The sequence below is a fragment of the uncultured Microbacterium sp. genome (assembly GCF_963524805.1).
Taxonomy (GTDB): Bacteria; Actinomycetota; Actinomycetes; order Actinomycetales; family Microbacteriaceae; genus Microbacterium.
The window spans coordinates 361,670-376,970 of sequence record NZ_CAURGG010000003.1 but is presented as its reverse complement, the minus strand read 5'-3'; the positions used below and the strand labels follow the sequence as shown (position 1 = coordinate 376,970).

At 70.5% G+C, this 15,301-nt stretch carries 11 protein-coding genes; 2 read left to right on the top strand and 9 right to left on the bottom strand.

The window, feature by feature from the left end; all coding sequences use genetic code 11:
* Window positions 1-37 precede the first annotated feature (37 nt).
* A complete protein-coding gene (locus tag RWQ91_RS09250; protein ID WP_314505158.1) occupies window positions 38-1,579 on the bottom strand; it encodes an ABC transporter substrate-binding protein in 1,542 nt (513 codons plus the stop codon).
* 209 nt (window positions 1,580-1,788) lie between these two features.
* On the opposite strand from RWQ91_RS09250, the gene RWQ91_RS09245 reads away from it, so the two are divergent.
* Window positions 1,789-2,463 (top strand): TetR/AcrR family transcriptional regulator, encoded by a 675-nt coding sequence (locus RWQ91_RS09245; protein ID WP_314505155.1) that lies wholly within the window; start codon window positions 1,789-1,791, stop codon window positions 2,461-2,463.
* 1 nt (window position 2,464) lies between these two features.
* On the opposite strand, the gene RWQ91_RS09240 is transcribed toward RWQ91_RS09245, so the two are convergent.
* From RWQ91_RS09240 to RWQ91_RS09205, 8 genes are all read right to left on the bottom strand, one after another.
* Window positions 2,465-3,460 carry a putative zinc-binding metallopeptidase gene (locus RWQ91_RS09240; RefSeq protein WP_314505154.1) on the bottom strand — a complete coding sequence of 332 codons (996 nt, stop codon included), beginning with the start codon at window positions 3,458-3,460 and terminating at the stop codon, window positions 2,465-2,467.
* Window positions 3,461-3,513: 53 nt separating this feature from the next.
* Entirely contained in the window at window positions 3,514-4,410 is an 897-nt protein-coding gene (locus RWQ91_RS09235) for a transglutaminase family protein (protein ID WP_314505151.1), read from the bottom strand.
* Window positions 4,407-6,926, bottom strand: coding sequence for a circularly permuted type 2 ATP-grasp protein (locus tag RWQ91_RS09230; RefSeq protein WP_314505148.1), 2,520 nt, complete (start codon window positions 6,924-6,926; stop codon window positions 4,407-4,409). Before RWQ91_RS09230 ends, RWQ91_RS09235 begins: the two co-directional genes overlap by 4 nt.
* Window positions 6,923-10,198: a transglutaminase family protein gene (locus tag RWQ91_RS09225; RefSeq protein ID WP_314505145.1), complete on the bottom strand. Its 3,276-nt coding sequence runs from the start codon at window positions 10,196-10,198 to the stop codon at window positions 6,923-6,925. Before RWQ91_RS09225 ends, RWQ91_RS09230 begins: the two co-directional genes overlap by 4 nt.
* A 150-nt stretch (window positions 10,199-10,348) precedes the next feature.
* On the bottom strand, window positions 10,349-12,454 hold the full coding sequence (locus RWQ91_RS09220) for a prolyl oligopeptidase family serine peptidase (protein ID WP_314505143.1): 2,106 nt from the start codon (window positions 12,452-12,454) through the stop codon (window positions 10,349-10,351).
* A 26-nt stretch (window positions 12,455-12,480) separates the two neighbouring features.
* The gene (locus RWQ91_RS09215; RefSeq protein ID WP_314505140.1) at window positions 12,481-13,119 is read right to left on the bottom strand and encodes a cyclodeaminase/cyclohydrolase family protein; all 639 of its coding nucleotides are present in this window, start codon (window positions 13,117-13,119) and stop codon (window positions 12,481-12,483) included.
* Window positions 13,116-13,328: a hypothetical protein gene (locus RWQ91_RS09210; RefSeq protein WP_314505139.1), complete on the bottom strand. Its 213-nt coding sequence runs from the start codon at window positions 13,326-13,328 to the stop codon at window positions 13,116-13,118. The genes RWQ91_RS09215 and RWQ91_RS09210 overlap by 4 nt, the downstream gene beginning before the upstream one ends.
* Window positions 13,329-13,435: 107 nt before the next feature.
* Window positions 13,436-14,695, bottom strand: coding sequence for an aminotransferase class I/II-fold pyridoxal phosphate-dependent enzyme (locus tag RWQ91_RS09205; protein WP_314505136.1), 1,260 nt, complete (start codon window positions 14,693-14,695; stop codon window positions 13,436-13,438).
* Between the two features lie 110 nt (window positions 14,696-14,805).
* Between RWQ91_RS09205 and RWQ91_RS09200 the strand changes: the two genes are divergently transcribed.
* A complete protein-coding gene (locus RWQ91_RS09200; RefSeq protein WP_314505133.1) occupies window positions 14,806-15,282 on the top strand; it encodes an Lrp/AsnC family transcriptional regulator in 477 nt (158 codons plus the stop codon).
* Window positions 15,283-15,301 lie beyond the last annotated feature (19 nt).

The following is a 15,301-nucleotide window of genomic DNA, read 5'->3' as shown; positions in this document are numbered from 1 at the left end:
CCGGCCCGCCCGATCGCTCGGGCGGGCCGGAAGGCGACTACTGCTTCGGCTCGAAGTCGTAGATCGCGGGGTACGCGTTGGTCGGGAGCATCTCGACCGTCGTGTTCGCGTCGGTCGCGACGCTGCCCTGCACGCGGTAGAAGGGTGCGAACCACGCCTGCTCGACGATGTAGGTGTTCAGCTCCTTCGCGACCGAGGCCTGGGTGGCCTCGTCGCCGTACTGGATCTCCTTGATGTACTCGTCGACCTGCGGGTCCTGGTACTTGAAGGGGTTGAACACCGCGGTCGGAGCGATCATGAACTGGATGAGCTGCCAGTCGGGATTCTGCTCGAGAGCCATGAACGACGCCGGATACTTCGGCGCCAGCAGGTCGCCGATGAAGTTGCCCATCGGCACGTCCGTCTGCTGGACGGTGATCCCGACCTCGGAGAGCTGCTGGGCGATCAGCGTGTAGGTCGTCGCGCCGAGGGCTGTGACGGCCGGCATCGCGATCGTCAGACCGTCGGGATAGCCGGCTTCGGCCAGGAGATCCTTCGCCTTCTCGGGGTCGTAGTCGTAGTAGCTATCCAGCTCGGGGTCGTACGCATCCGAGGACGCGGGGAACACCTGCGTGGTCACCGTGCCGTGGTCGAACTGCAGCGCGGTCAGCAAGCCCGCGCGATCGAACGCGTAGTTGATCGCCTGGCGCACCTTGACATCGGCAAGAGCCGGGTCCATGGAGCCGGAGCGATCCAGCAGCAGCAGCCCCTGGAAGTCGAGCTCGTTGGCGTTGATGGTCCAGCCGGCGCCCTCGACCTCGGTCAGCGCGGCGTTGTCGACGAGCTTCACACCGTTGGCTTCTCCGGCCTTGATCGCGTTCAACGCAGCCGTCGGGTCACCGAGGACGTTGATCACGAGGTTGTCGTAGTGCTGGACGTCGGGGTTCCAGTAGTCGGCGTTCTTCGTATACGAGTAGGTCGTGCCCGTGACGGTCGAGGCGGTGTCCAGGACGTACGGTCCCGAGCCGATCGGCGTCGTGGCGGCATCCGGGTTGTCGAAGTTCGCCTCGGCGCCGACCAGTCCCGGGTCACGGGTCAGGTAATTGAGCATCGCGGGATCGGGAGCGTTGAGGGTGATGACCACCGTCGTGTCATCCGGGGCCTCGAAGCTCGCGACACCGGCGAAGTAGCCGGCATCGGGCGAGGTGCCTTCCTTGAAGCGCTGCAGGTTGCCGACGACGACATCGCCGGTGAGCTTCGATCCATCCGTGAAGGTGACGTCATCGCGCAGGGTGAGCGTGAGAACCGTGTTGTCCTCGTTGTAGGACCACTCGGTCGCCAGCCACGGCTCGATCGTGCCCTCGGGGGTGGCGAGCAGGAGCGTGTCGAAGACGGCCTGGTAGTAGGGCGAGCGGTTGCCCCACTCGGCACCCGAGGGATCGTACGTCGTCGGCGCGAAGAGAGCGCCGAGCGTGAGGGTTCCTCCGCCGCCCTCGCCACCGCCACCGCCGTCGGTTCCGCCGCCGGCACATGCCGTGACCGCGAGCGCGGTGGTGACGGCGATAGCCGCTGCTGCCGCGACCTTCTTCCATCGGATCATCTTCGAGTCCTCTTGGTAAGGGGCGATTCCACTGCGGACCACCTCGTGGACGAAACGGTAACACCAAATCCGAGTACACACTAGGTTTTCGAGATAAATTTCTAGTGGTTACTAGGTTTTCGTCCGCGGGGGGCGGACAATGAGTGCACCAGAGCCGGGGAAGCCCCGATGAGAAGACCGAAGACGGTCCGGAGGATACGGTGGAGAACGTGACCCAAACCTCGTCACCACCCCGCGCGCGCAAGCCCCGGGGAGAGTACGCGAAGACCGGCGCGAAGCGCATGGCCATCCTGGATGCCGCCCTCGAGGTCTTCGCGGAGTCCGGCTACCGGTCCGGGTCGCTGCGCGACGTCGCCGGCAAAGTCGGCATGAGCGAAGCGGGGCTGCTCCACCACTTCCCCAACAAGAGCGCGCTCCTGGCGGCGGTGCTCGACAGGCGCGACCAGCATTCGCTCGAGTTCGTCCACTTCGACGATGAGGACGGCGCCGTGGCGCTGCGCGGCCTCGTGGAGCTCGCGGTCTACAACGCGTCGGTGCCCGGAGTGGTCGAGCTGTACTGCGTCCTCTCCGCGGAGGCGACCGCGCCCGACCATCCCGCGCACGAGTACTTCATCGGCCGCTACGACCAGACCCGCGCCAATCTGGGCCACGCGTTCGAGACGCTCGAGCGGGACGGGCGGCTGATGGCGGGTGTGACGCCCCAGGGAGCCGCTGTCGCCACGATCGCCATGATGGACGGCCTGCAGGTGCAGTGGCTGCTGGACCGCGATGTCATCGACATGGCCGAGGAGCTCAAGGGATTCCTCGGCGCCTTCGTCGACGTCGATTTCTCGGACCTGCGCGTGATCACCGACGCGGGCGCGTCACCCGCGGACTCGGCGTGAGTCAGGCGCGCCTCACACCTCGCAGCGACGCCACGAAGTCCAGCTTGTCGAGCACCGGCGCGGGGATCACGAACGGGTAGAGGTCGTCCTTGCCCATCGAGCGGTTGATCATGTTGAGGGTGCTCGACAGCGGAACCCACACACCCGTGACCAGATCCCGGAATCGCGAGAAGGCCTCGACACCGGCGACGGCCGTCAGGCCGTATGCGGATGCCGTCTCGACCGTGTCGCAGATGTGGAGGAAGTGGGCCCACGTCTCGGCGAAGTCCTCGTAGGGGTGCATCGTCGCGTACGTGGTCAGGTACGACTCCTCCCAGCCGGCGGGCGGCCCGAGCGCGTAGTGCCGGTCGATCTCGGTCTGATAGTCGATCGTCTCGTCGCCGAACAGCTCGCGGCACCGCTCGATCCGCTCGGCGTCGCCCCCGCGCTCGACGAGCTGCCACTCGTAGTAGTGACCGATCTCGTGACGGAAGTGGCCGAGCATCGTGCGGTACGGCTCGTCGAGCTCGCCGCGAAGCCTCTCGCGATAGGCCGGATCGCTCTCGGCCAGGTCGATCGTGATGACGCCGTCGTCGTGGCCGATCGTGACGCTGCGATCGGTGCTCGAGAGCAGATCGAAGCACACGCCGTTCACCGGGTCGCCGCCGGTGGCGGCGTCCTTGCCGACCACAGGGAATCCCAGGCGATCGAGCTCGACGATGAGGTGGCGCTTGGCCCGTTCTGCCACGGGGAAGTTCGCGACGCCGGCCGCGTCCGCATCGTTCGGGCGCGTCCGGGTGAGCGAGCAGCTGAAGCACTGGCCGCCCTGCAGCGGGGCCAGCCACGTGCAGCCCGACAGATTCAGGTTGCGGCACACGTGCCAGATCAGGCCCGATCCGTCGACGTAGCGCCCATCCGGACCGACGGGGACGATCTCGCCCTCGTCGCGCGAGAAGCCGAGGCCCACACCGCACGAGACGCAGACCGAGTTCTCGAAGTACAGGGGGCTGCCGCACACACGGCATCGATACGATCTCACCCTCCAGGGTCGCATACGCCCCGGCGGGAAGCTCAGGCTTGCGAATACTCCTCGAGTGGTGCAACGTCCACGGCCACGCGAAGCGTCGACTTCTTGGCCTCGGTGAAGATGACGCCCTTCACGGGAGGCACATCGCCGTAATCGCGCCCCCACGCCACGGTCACGTGGCGATCGGAGGCCCACTGGTCGTTGGTCGGGTCGAAGGCGAGCCACTGGTCGGACCCGGGGATCCACGCGGCCACCCATGCGTGGGACGCGTCTGCGCCCACCATGCGGGGCTTGCCGGCGGGTGTACGGGTCGCGAGGTAGCCGCTGACGTAGCGCGCCGCGATTCCGTGGCTGCGCAGGCACGCGAGCGCGAGGTGCGCGAAGTCCTGGCACACGCCCGCGCGCTTGTCCATCACGTCCGCCACCGTGCTGGTCACGGTGGTCGCGGTCTTGTCGTAGTGGAAGTCCGTCTTGATCCGGTGCATCAGATCGGTCACGGCCTCGCCGACGGGGCGGCCCGCGGTCAGGGATGCTGCGGCATAGCGCCGCGCCGCCTCCACGTGCCGCGCCTTGGGCGATTCCAGGGCGAACTCGGCGGCGGCCCACGCTCCGCGTGCGATCCGCGGATTCAGGATGGGTCGCGCGTTCTCCCACGGCGTGAGCAGTGCGTCGGCGTCGTACTCGGTCGGCACGACCGTCACCTCGCTGAGAGCGTCGATCGTCAGTTGCAGGTGGGGCTCGGTCACGTGGAAGTACGAGACGACATTGCCGTAGCAGTCGATGTCGTCGCTGATGTCGTTGGGCACCGGGTCGATCGAGACCGACCGCGAGGCGACGTGCTGCCACGGCAGCTCGCGAGGGCGGCAGTGGGCGATGCCGAAGCTGCTGGACACGTCGTCGTCGTACGTGTAGGTCGTGGTGTGCGAGACCCGGTACCTCACCTCGGATCCCCCATGACCTCGGTGAGCGACAGCGACGAGATCGGCTGGGGCACCGGCCCGGCTGCGAAGTGGACGCCCACGATCGCATCGCCCAGGCGGTGCAGCTGCGCGTGCGTTTCGGTGAGGAAGTCCTCGAGGACCGCGCGTCGCCCCTCCACCGCGGCGGTCAGCACCGCGATGTCGATGCCGTCGAGGGCTTCCCGCAGATCCGCGAGCAGGCGCTCCGGCCGAGTGGAGCCGGTCGAGCCGGCGAGCTTGGACAGGTGGAACTGCAGCTCGGAGAGCCCGTACGCGACAGACCGCGGGTTGTCGGCATCCAGCAGCAGCAGCTCGAGCACGTCGGCGGTGCGCGCGCTGCCGCGGAAGCGGCGTCGGTGGGTGACCGAGCTCTCGGCGGCCAGGAGCACGCCGCCGAGGACAGCGCGATCGACACCGACGCCGCGCGAGCTGGTGGTTGTGGCCGCGAGCAGCGTGCACACCTGGATCGCCCGCTCGAGGTAGCGCCCGGCCTCGATCGCGTGCCAGCCGTCGTCGCGGATCATGTTGGCCGTCACGCCCTGCAGGGACAGGATGCCGCCCAGCATCCGGCTGGCCGATTCGGCGATCTGCTGCCGCCCGGATCCCCGCAGCGCCCTCATCGCGCGGTCCGTGCTGCCGAACGCGCGCCACGTGTCGACCGACAGCTGATCGCGCACGCCCTCGAGCGCGTCGCGCATGCGCTGGAGCGAGTGCGCCGCCGAGCCCGGGCGGTCGGCATCCGCCAGCAGCGAGCGCTGCTCGAGATCCGCGTCGAGCCAGCGCGTCCCGCAGAGACGCTGCAGCACGCCGTTGAGCGCGCGCAGGGCTGCGCCGCCCTCGGTGGTCGAGGTGTAGTCCAACTGCTCCGCGTGGGCGGTCGCGGTGATGACCAGGCGCACGAGGTCCTCGGCCCGCTCGGTGTAGCGACCCGACCAGAACATGTCCTCCACTGCACGCGGGGAGAGCACCGGGACCGCGCGGGCGCGAGGCACGGCGGCCACCTCGACGATGCCCTGGTCCAGGTCATCGGGCGCGCTCTTGAGCACCCAGACGTCCTTGGTGCTGGGTGCGGCGGCCCGGTCGTCGACGAGGGTCGCAAGTCCGCCGACCAGCGGCCGGTAGACCGCGCCGTCGCGCACGGTGAAGGCGCGCAGCACGAGCGGATGCGGGTTCGCCCGTCCGCTCGCCCGCCCCACGTCGCCCCACGACGGAGCCTGCGAGAGCGGCAGCCGCTCCTGGCCGACGAAGCGATGCGGCGCCGTGCGGATGCGCTCCTCGAGCTGCGCCGGGTCCAGGGCCGCCAGCTCGGCCGCCGTGCCGTCGATCTGCCGCACGATCGTGCCGGCGGGGTCGGCGGAGATCGCCGCGAGGACGCGCTCGAGGCCGTCCGGATCGCCGCACCACGTCGTCTCGACGGACGGCAGGCGCAGCTGCTCTCCCAGCAGCCGCTCGCACACGGCCGGCATGAAGGGCATGAGGCCCGCGTTCTCCAGAACGCCCGCGCCCAGCCCGTTCACCAGGCGCACCCGGCCGCGGCGCACTGCTTCGGTCAGGCCGGCGACGCCCAGCTGGGAGCCGGCGCGCAGCTCGAGCGGGTCGCACCACTCGGCATCCACCCGGCGCAGGATCACATCGACGCGCTCGTACGGCTGGTGCTGGGGGAAGCCGGCCGGCTTCATCCAGACCCACCCGTCCTGCACGACGAGGTCCTCGCCCTGCACGAGCGGGAAGCCGAGGATGTTCGCGATGAAGGCCTGGTCGTACGCCGTCTCGGAGTGCGTCCCGGGCGAGAGGACGACGACCCGCGGGTCCTCCGCCTCCGGGGGCGCCGCCTGCAGTAGGGCCGAGCGCAGGGCCGAGAAGTACGGCTCCATGCGGTGCAGCCCCGCTTCTTCGTACAGCTCGGGCAGCACGCGAGAGAGCACGCGCCGGTTCTCCATCGCGTAGCCGAGGCCCGACGGCGCCTGCACCCGATCGGTCAGCACGCGCCACTCCCCCGCCGCATCCCGGCCGAGGTCGGTGCTGGAGAGGATGAGCGGGTTCGGGTCGAAGCCGCGGGCGCGGGCGATCGGGCGGGTGTAGCCGGAATGGCCGAACACGATCGCCGAGGGGATGACGCCCTCGGCGAGCAGCCGCTGCTCGCCGTAGATGTCGGCCAGCAGGGCGTTGAGCAGCTCCGTCCGCTGCGCGAGACCGACCTCGAGCCGTGCCCAGGTGGCGGCATCCAGCACGAGCGGCATCGGGTCCAGCCGCCAGGGCTGCGAGCCGGCCTCCGGGGTGCCGTACGTCGCGCCGTCGTCGGCGAGCAGGGTCGAGATCTCGCCGTCGATGCGCCCGAGCTCGGCCGGAGTGAGCTCCACGGCGATCGATGCCATGCCCTTCCAGGCCGGCCGCAGGGCGCCGTCGGTGCCGACGACCTCGTCGAACCGCACGCCGTTCCCGGTCAGCGGCAGCGTCGGCTGAGAGATCGACGCGGCGTACTCGCGAAGGAGGCTCACGCGGTCGGCACCCTCCGCAGATCCAGGGTGTGCGGGTAGTCGGGGCTGAAGGCACGCCGCGCCCGCTCTCGCAGAGCGACGACATCCAGATGGCCGGACGTGTGACCGTGCGGCTCGAACCTGCTCGCGCGGCGGGCCTCCGCCTCGTTCGCGTTGATCGGCGGGTGGTCGTAGGACCGCCCACCCGGGTGCACCACGTGGTAGGTCGCGCCGCCGACACTCACTCCGGACTCGATGTCCACGACATCGAACACGAGCGGTGCGTGAACCGGGATCGACGGGTGCAGCGCGGACCAGGGCTGCCAGGCACGGTAGCGGACGCCGGCGTAGTACTCGCCGGCGCGACCGGTCGAGGACAGTGGCACGGGAACAGCCTGACACGTCACGAGGTGCCGGCGCGGATCGACGCCGGTCACCTTGACCTGCACGCGCTCGACGGACGAGTCGACATACCGGGAGGTGCCGCCCTCGGCGACCTCTTCGCCCAGCACGTTCCACGGCTCGATCGCCTGACGCAGCTCGAGCTCGATCCCGCTCGCCAAGCGGGTCATGCCGATCCGGGGGAAGCGGAACTCGGTGAACGCGTCGAGCCAGTCCGGCTCGAAGGCGATGCCGTGCGCCTGCAGATCGGCCACGACCTCGTCGATGTCGGCCGAGGATCCCTCGGGCAGGAGGAAGTCCTCGTGCAGGCGCGTGCCCCAGCGCACCAGCGGCGCCGTGTACGGCTTCTCCCAGAACATGGCGACGAGGCTGCGCACGAGCAGTGCCTGCACGAGCGCGAGCTGCGCGTGCGGCGGCATCTCGAACCCCCGCAGCTCGAGCAGTCCCAGCCGGCCCCGGCTGCTGTCGGGGCTGTAGAGCTTGTCGATGCAGAACTCCGCGCGATGGGTATTGCCGGTGAGGTCGGTCAGCAGGTGCCGCAGCGCCCGGTCGACCAGCCACGGAGACGATTCCTCGCCGGTTTCGCGTGCAGCCTCGAGCTGACGCTCGATCTCCTGCAGCGCGATCTCCATCTCGTAGACGGCTTCGGGCCGGCCCTCGTCGAAGCGCGGCGCCTGGCTCGTCGGGCCGATGAACCGGCCGGAGAACAGGTAGGAGAGGCTGGGATGCCGCTGCCAATAGCTGATGAGACTCGCCAGCAGATCGGGCCGGCGCAGCAGCGGCGAATCGACCGGCTGGGCTCCCCCGAGGGTGATGTGGTTGCCGCCCCCCGTCCCCGTGTGCAGGCCGTCGAGGTCGAACTTCTGGGTCGCGAGCCTGCTCTGCCGCGCCTGCTCGTAGAGCGTCACGGTCAGATGGCGCAGGTCGCTCCACGAGGAGGTCGGCTGCACGTTGACCTCGATCACGCCCGGGTCGGGCGTGACGATCAGCTGCGTCAGGCGCGCGTCCGGCGGCGGGCCGTACCCCTCGAGCACGATCCGGCAGCGGGTCAGGCTCGCCGCCCGCTCGATGACCATCAGCAGGTCGCAGTACGCCTCGAGCGTGATCGTCGGCGGCAGGAACACGTGCACGTGACCGCCTCGGGCCTCGAACGTGATCGCGGTCGTACGCGCATCCTTCGGATCGACGACGGTCACCTCCGGGATGCCGGGCTGCAGCGCGGGGCCTGCCTCCAGGTACGACGGCTCACCCGGATGCTCCGGGTCCTCCCACGAGACCGAATCCAGCGGCAGCCGCAGGCCGACGGCGCTCGAGCCGGGGATCAGCACGAGACGCCCGCGACGGAACGTCCAGGCCGGGCTGGTCCACTCGCCCTCGGTCGTCAGCGGCAGCACCCAGCCCGTCTCGACGGTGACGGCGCGATCGAGGCGGTCGACATCCAGGTCCTGCTCGTCGACTCCCGGGCGAGGACCCTCGGGCTGCCGGATCTCCTCGGCGATCGCGGCGAACGGATCCTCGTAGGCGGGCAGAAGCCGTCGATCCGGGATGCCGAGCACCGCGGTCACCGCGCGGGCGAGCGCCTCGGCGTTCGAGCGCGCGTCGGCGTCGGCATCCGCGCCCCACGGATCGGCGAGCAGAGCCGGATCACTCCACAGCGGTTCGCCGTCGGTGCGCCACTGCAGGGCGATGTTCCAGCGGGGCAGCTCCTCGCCCGGGTACCACTTGCCCTGGCCGCGGTGCACCACGCCGCCGATGGCGTACGTCGCGCGAAGGCGCTCCGCGAGGACGCCCGCGAGTTCCCGCTTGTGCGCGCCGTCGGCATCGGTGCTCCACTCAGCGCTGGTCTTGCCGTCCTCGTCGGCGCTGTCCAGAGCCACGAAGGTCGGCTCGCCGCCCATCGTCAGGCGCACGTCGCCCGCGATCAGGCGCTCATCGACCGAGGCGCCCAGCGCATCGATGCGGGCCCACTGCGCGTCGGTGTACGGCCTGGTCGTGCGGGGATCCTCGTGGATGCGGATCACTTCGTTGCGGAACTCGAAGGTCACCTCGACCGGCTCGGTGCTTCCCTCGATGGGTGCGGCGCTGGAGGGGTGCGGGGTCGCGCTCAGCGGGATGTGACCCTCGCCGGCGAACAGCGCGCTGGTGGGGTCCATGCCGACCCACCCGGCGCCCGGGATGTACACCTCGGTCCACGCGTGCAGGTCGGTGAAGTCGACCTCGGTGCCGCTCGGTCCGTCGAGCGCCTTCTGGTCGGCGGCGAGCTGCACCAGGTAGCCGGAGACGAACCGCGCCGCGAGCCCGTACTTGCGCAGCAGACTCACCAGCAGCCACGCGCTGTCGCGGCAGCTCCCGATCGCGCGGTGCAGGGTCTCGTCCGGGCTCTGCACGCCGGCCTCCATGCGGACGTCGTACGCGACGTCGCGGTGGACGGCGGAGTTGAGCCCCGCGAGGAACTGCACGGTCGGCACGCCGTTCTCGGGGAGCGCCGGCAGCGATTCCTTCCAGATGCCGGCCTGCTCACTGTCCTCGACAGGGCGCAGGTACGGCGCGAGGTCGGCCTTCAGACCCGGCTCGTACGCGAAGGGGAAGTGCTCGGCGTACTCCTCGATGAAGAAGTCGAACGGATTGATCACCATGAGATCGGCGACGAGGCTCACCGTGATCGACAGGTGGTCGATCTTCTCGGGGAACACCAGGCGGGCGACCCAGTTGCCGAACGGGTCCTGCTGCCAGTTGACGAAGTGCTCCTTGGGGCTGACCTCGAGCGAGTACGCCTCGATCGGGGTGCGCGAGTGCGGAGCAGGCCTCAGGCGCACGACGTGGGGCGTGACGTTCACCGGTCGGGCGAACGTGTACCCGGTGTAGTGCGTGAGCGAGACCTTTGTGGACATCCCCACAGTGTCGCCGATATTCGTTGCGCGCGCGTTTCGTGCGCGCTCCCCCTCGCCCGTCCCTATCCCCCGTGAGACGACAACTGCACGTCGAGACTGTGGGGTCTACCCGCAGTCTCGACGTGCAGTTGTCGTCTCAGCGTCCGGAGGTCAGCCCAGGAGGGCGGGGCGCTGCCACTCGGCGCCGTGCACGTGCTGGTCCAGGAACGCGAACACGGTCTGGTACCAGACGACCGCGTGCTGCGGCTTCAGGACCCAGTGATTCTCGTCGGGGTAGAACAGGAACCGGTGCACGGTCGACCCGTCGGCCTCGGCGTGGTGCTCCGCCAGCTCCGACCACAGCCGCAGGCTCTCGCCGATCGGCACGCGGTAGTCGCGATCGCCGTGGATCACCAGCAGCGGGGTGCGGATGCTGCCGACGAAGCGGTGCGGAGAGTTCTCCATCATCGCCTCGGGGGTGAAGATCCGCTGCCAGTACTCCGAGCTGTCGGTCGTGCCGCCGAACTGATCCATCGCCCACAGGCTCGCGTGCGTCACGATCGCACGGAAGCGGTCGGTGTGCCCGGCCACCCAGTTGGCCATGTATCCGCCGAACGATCCGCCCATCGCGGCGGTCTTGGACTCGTCGATGTCGGGGCGTGCCACGACGGCATCCGTGATCGACAGCAGGTCTGTGTAGGGCTTGCCGCCCCAGCTGTTCCAGCCGCGAGCGATGAATTCGAGGCCGTAGCCGGTCGACAGTGCGGGGTCGGGCAGCAGCACGGCGTAGCCGCGCGCGACGGCCAGCAGCGGTGCCCAGCGCCAGCTCCACGCGTTCCAGCTCGCGAGCGGTCCGCCGTGGATCCACAGCAGCAGCGGTGCGGGCGCGGCATCGGAGGCACCTTCGGGCAGCAGCAGCCAGCCCCGCACCCGAGCACCGTCCTGCGCGGTGGTCTCCACCTCCGTGATCGTGCCGGGGGCGACCGGCAGCGCGGCCGGAGTCGCGAGGGCGGTGACGGTGCCGTCGGCGGTGATGCGCACCGGGTGCGAGGGCGCGACCCAGTTCGAGCGCAGGGCGACCAGGTCGCCCGAGGTGCGGTCGACGGCGACGTGCGTGTAGGTGAAGTCGTCGTGGGTGACCTGCACGGGCGCGCCGCCGTCGAGCGGGATGCGGTACACGGGTCCGCGGCCGTCGGAGTCGGCCGTGGCGATGAGCGCGGAGTCATCCGCGGCGAACACGAGGCTGGTCGCCCACCGGTCCCAGTCCGCGGCGAGGCGCCGGGGGCTCTCGCCGTCGATGCCGGCCACCCAGACCTCGACATCGGTGGGGGCGGCCGGCGATCCCTTCTCCATGCGCACGTAGGCCACCGTTCGTCCGTCGTGGCTGATCGCCGGCGCCTCGAAATCGACATCGGGCTCGTCGAAGAGCCAGGTGCGCTCGGTGGTCTCCATGTCGATCGTGGCCAGCGCGAAGCGGCCGTCCCGAGTCTCGGGAATGCGCAGCGCGGCGATCAGGGTGCGCCCGTCCGGGGTGAGTGCAGCGCCCGCGGTATCGGCGCTGCGCCCCGGGCTCGGTGTCAGGTCGACCGGACGCGGCAGCGTCGCAGGATACGGAGTGCCGGCATCCCCGCCCTCCTCGACCGCTTCGTCCGGGGCGCGCTCGCCCGATTCGGCGGCGACCGCGGCCACCGTGTCGGCCAGGCCGGCGAGGTCCACCGCGAGCAGGTGCGGCTCGGCGGGCCCGAGGTCGTGGTCCCAGAAGCGCACCGGGTAGCGCTCGTGGAGGATCGCGGCGACCTTCTTCTTCTTGCGCAGCGCCCGCAGCTTCGCCTCGGCCTCGAGGCTCTCCCCGCCCGGAAGCAGCTCGGCGCTCAGCACCAGGCGGTCGGCGGCCTCGGCCACCCCGGCGATCGACGAGACGCCTCCCGCGAGCCGGGTCACCGGGCGACCCTCGCCGCCCGCGGCCGGAAGCAGCCAGAGCTGGCTGGACTCGTCGTCGCCGTCCCCTTCGGCGTCGGGCCGGGCAGAGACGAACAGGATGTCGCCGGCCGCGGTGAACGCCGCGCTGGACTCGCCCTTGGCGGAGCGGGTCAGCCGGCGCGGAGACCCCGTTCCGTCGGCCGCAACCGCCCACAGCGAGCGCTCGTACCCGGTGCCGTCTTTGGTGAGGGTCGCGACCGTGAGCACCGCCTGGCTGCCATCGGGTGAGAGCGCGAGCGCTTCGACGCGGGGCAGTGCGATGTAGTCGTCCAGGGAGGAGAAGGGGGAGGATGCCATGCGTTCCACGCTAACCTCCGGCGCCCTCACTGCGCATCGACTCTCGCCGAGAGGGCGGCGGCGGTGCGGGATGCCGCTTCCCGCGTCTGCGTCATAGCGCGCGCACCGGCCTCGAGCCCTTCCTCCCTCGCGCCACCGCCGGCATCCGAGCTGTGCTCGGCAGCGAGCCGGAGGTCTCCGCGGAGGTTGACCATCGCCCCGGCCACTCCGGCCACCAGCGCGTGCGCAGCCACGACGAGGTCGGCGGTGATGTGCGGGTTGCCGATCTCGGCGAGCAGCTCGAGTTCGGGTACGAGACTCTCCGCGACCTCGCCCAGGGCAGCGGACGATTCCGCTGCCGCGAGCGCGGCATCCCGCACGGCGTCGTCGCGACCGGCGTCGTCCTTCTCACGCGCGAGGGCAGCGCCCAGGGCCGCGGAGCAGGCGCCGTCCGCGTCAGCCGCCTGCAGCGCGTCGCGGCGGAGCCCGACGAGCCGGTCCCCGCTCTGCGCCGCGCGCGGACCCTCGGTGTACCCCGCCACCATGTGCAGCAGCGCGGCGGAGACGCCGAGTATCACTCCGCACGCGGCCCCGCCGCCCGGCGCCCCGTCGGCTTCGGCAAGGCTGCGCAGCCAGGCGTCGAGGGCCTTGGTCGCCGACCCGTCGCCGGTCGCCTCGCCGGTCACCGGTCGAGATCGCCGTCCTTGGTGCCCTCGGTGCTCGCGAGGACGTCGGCCTCGGCGCTGTCGACCTGGTTCGCATCGGCGTCCGGGTCCACGGCCGCGTCGTCGTCGTCGAAGGGCTCCAGGTCATCGACCCCCTCCGCGCCGTCGTCGTCACGGCGGTCGACGATCGGGGGGATCGGCGGCTGACCGCCCGAGCTGTTCATCGTCATCGTCATCGTCCTCTGCGTCGCGCCGACCGGGTGCCGGCGTCTGCGACGCAACGTTACGACCGCGCGGATGCCGCCCGGCAGGGCCTGGAACGGGATGAGCCGACGTGCTAGGACGTGTGCACGAGCTGCGGGGACTCGACCGTCGCGGTCGCGGACCGACCGGCATCCATCATCGCATCCACTGCGGCGAGCGCCGCCATGACGTCCTCGGTCAGGTCGTCCACGTGCTCGAGGCCGATCGAGAGGCGCACGATGCCGGCGCCGGGCTTGGCCGGTCCCGCGACCGGGCGGTGCGTCAACGAGGCGGGATGCTGCACGAGCGAGTCGATGCCGCCGAGTGAGACCGCATGCTCGATCAGCGTGCAGGACTCGGTGAACGTGGCGGCGGCATCGTAGCCGCCGGCGAGTTCGACGGCGATGATCGAGCCGGGTCCGTCGAGTTGGCTGCTCAGCAGCCCCCTCGGGTCCTGGCCGGGAAGTCCTGGATAGAACACCCGGGCGACGGCGGGGTGCGCGCTGATGCGCTCGGCGAGCACCGCGGCCGTCCGCTGCTGAGCACGCACGCGCAGAGGCAGGGTCCGAAGCCCCCGGTGCAGGAGGTACGCCGCCATCGGGTGCAGCAATCCGCCGGTGAGCGCACGCACCTGGCGCAGCCGCTGCACCCAGTCGCCGTTCGTCGCGACGACGCCGCCCATCACGTCGCCGTGGCCGCCGAGATACTTCGTGGCGCTGTGCAGCACGAGGGTCGCGCCGTGACGCGCCGGCTGCTGCAGCACCGGTGTCGCGAACGTGTTGTCCACCAGGACGGGCACGGAGCCCGCCGCCGCGACGACCTGCCGAAGGTCGACCAGTTCCAGCGTGGGGTTGGCCGGTGTCTCGACGATCACCAGACCCGTGTCGGGGCGGATCGCCGCGGCGATCTCGTCCACCGTCGCCCACGTCACTGTCGTGCCGAGCAGGCCGTTCTCCAGCACGTGGTCGGTGCCGCCGTACAGCGGACGGACCGCGACCACATGGGGTGTGCCCGCCGTCACCGCTGCGATCAGGCATGCGGCCAGCGCCGCCATGCCGCTGGCGAACGCCACGGCGCCCTCGGTGTGCTCGAGCTCGGCGAGCGCGTCTTCGAATCGCGCGACACCGGGCTGCCACAGGCGCTGGTACACCGCGCTGCGACCGGGCGCGAGGTCGTGCCCGGTCGCCAGCTCCTCGTAGGCTGCACCGCCGCTGTCCACGTCGGGCAGCGGATACGTCGTCGAGAAGTCGATGGGCGGAACGTGCGCCCCGCTCTCGCGCAGACCCGCCATCCCGGCGTGCACGGCGCGGGTCTCGATGCGGTGTTGGGTGTGGTCGGTGGAGCTGGAATGCATGCCTCGAGAACAGCAGAATGCCGCCGAAACGGCAATCGAACATGGAGGATGCCGCGCCGGGGCTACTGTGGGTCGAAGAAGCTTCATTCTCGATGCGGCGAAGGAGCACCATGGCGCAGGTCCTTGAACTCGATCGCACCGACCGAGCGCTGCTGCGGGCACTCACCGCGAATGCGCGCGCGTCGGGCGCATCGCTGGCCTCGACGCTCGGCATCGCCGAGTCGACGGTGTCGCTGCGGCTGCGCCGGCTGCAGACCAGCGGCGTGATCCGCCGGTACCGCGTCGACCTCAACCCGCTCGCGCTCGGTGCAACGGTGCAGGCGCTGATCGCGATCCGGCTCGTCAAGCACGCGCGCGAGGAGATCGAGGCCTTCCGGCGCGCGGCCCCGAGCCTTCCCGGCGTGCTGAGCCTGTTCCACATGGCCGGTGCGGACGACTTCCTGCTGCACGTCATGGCGCGCGACGCCGCGGAGCTTCGCGAGTTCGTCCTGGCCCACCTGACCGGCCATCCGGCGGTGGCGCACACCGAGACGAATCTCATCTTCGAGCACGCGGACGGCGACGGCTGGGAACAGCTGATCCGCTGACCGCACGGGGTTCAGGTGG

What these genes read in the sequence shown, in the direction of transcription:
- RWQ91_RS09250 (WP_314505158.1), bottom strand. Translation starts at nt 1,579, where the DNA reads ATGATCCGATGGAAGAAGGTCGCGGCAGCAGCGGCTATCGCCGTCACC.
- RWQ91_RS09225 (WP_314505145.1), bottom strand. Translation starts at nt 10,198, where the DNA reads ATGTCCACAAAGGTCTCGCTCACGCACTACACCGGGTACACGTTCGCC.
- RWQ91_RS09220 (WP_314505143.1), bottom strand. Translation starts at nt 12,454, where the DNA reads ATGGCATCCTCCCCCTTCTCCTCCCTGGACGACTACATCGCACTGCCC.
- RWQ91_RS09210 (WP_314505139.1), bottom strand. Translation starts at nt 13,328, where the DNA reads ATGACGATGAACAGCTCGGGCGGTCAGCCGCCGATCCCCCCGATCGTC.
- RWQ91_RS09205 (WP_314505136.1), bottom strand. Translation starts at nt 14,695, where the DNA reads ATGCATTCCAGCTCCACCGACCACACCCAACACCGCATCGAGACCCGC.
- RWQ91_RS09200 (WP_314505133.1), top strand. Translation starts at nt 14,806, where the DNA reads ATGGCGCAGGTCCTTGAACTCGATCGCACCGACCGAGCGCTGCTGCGG.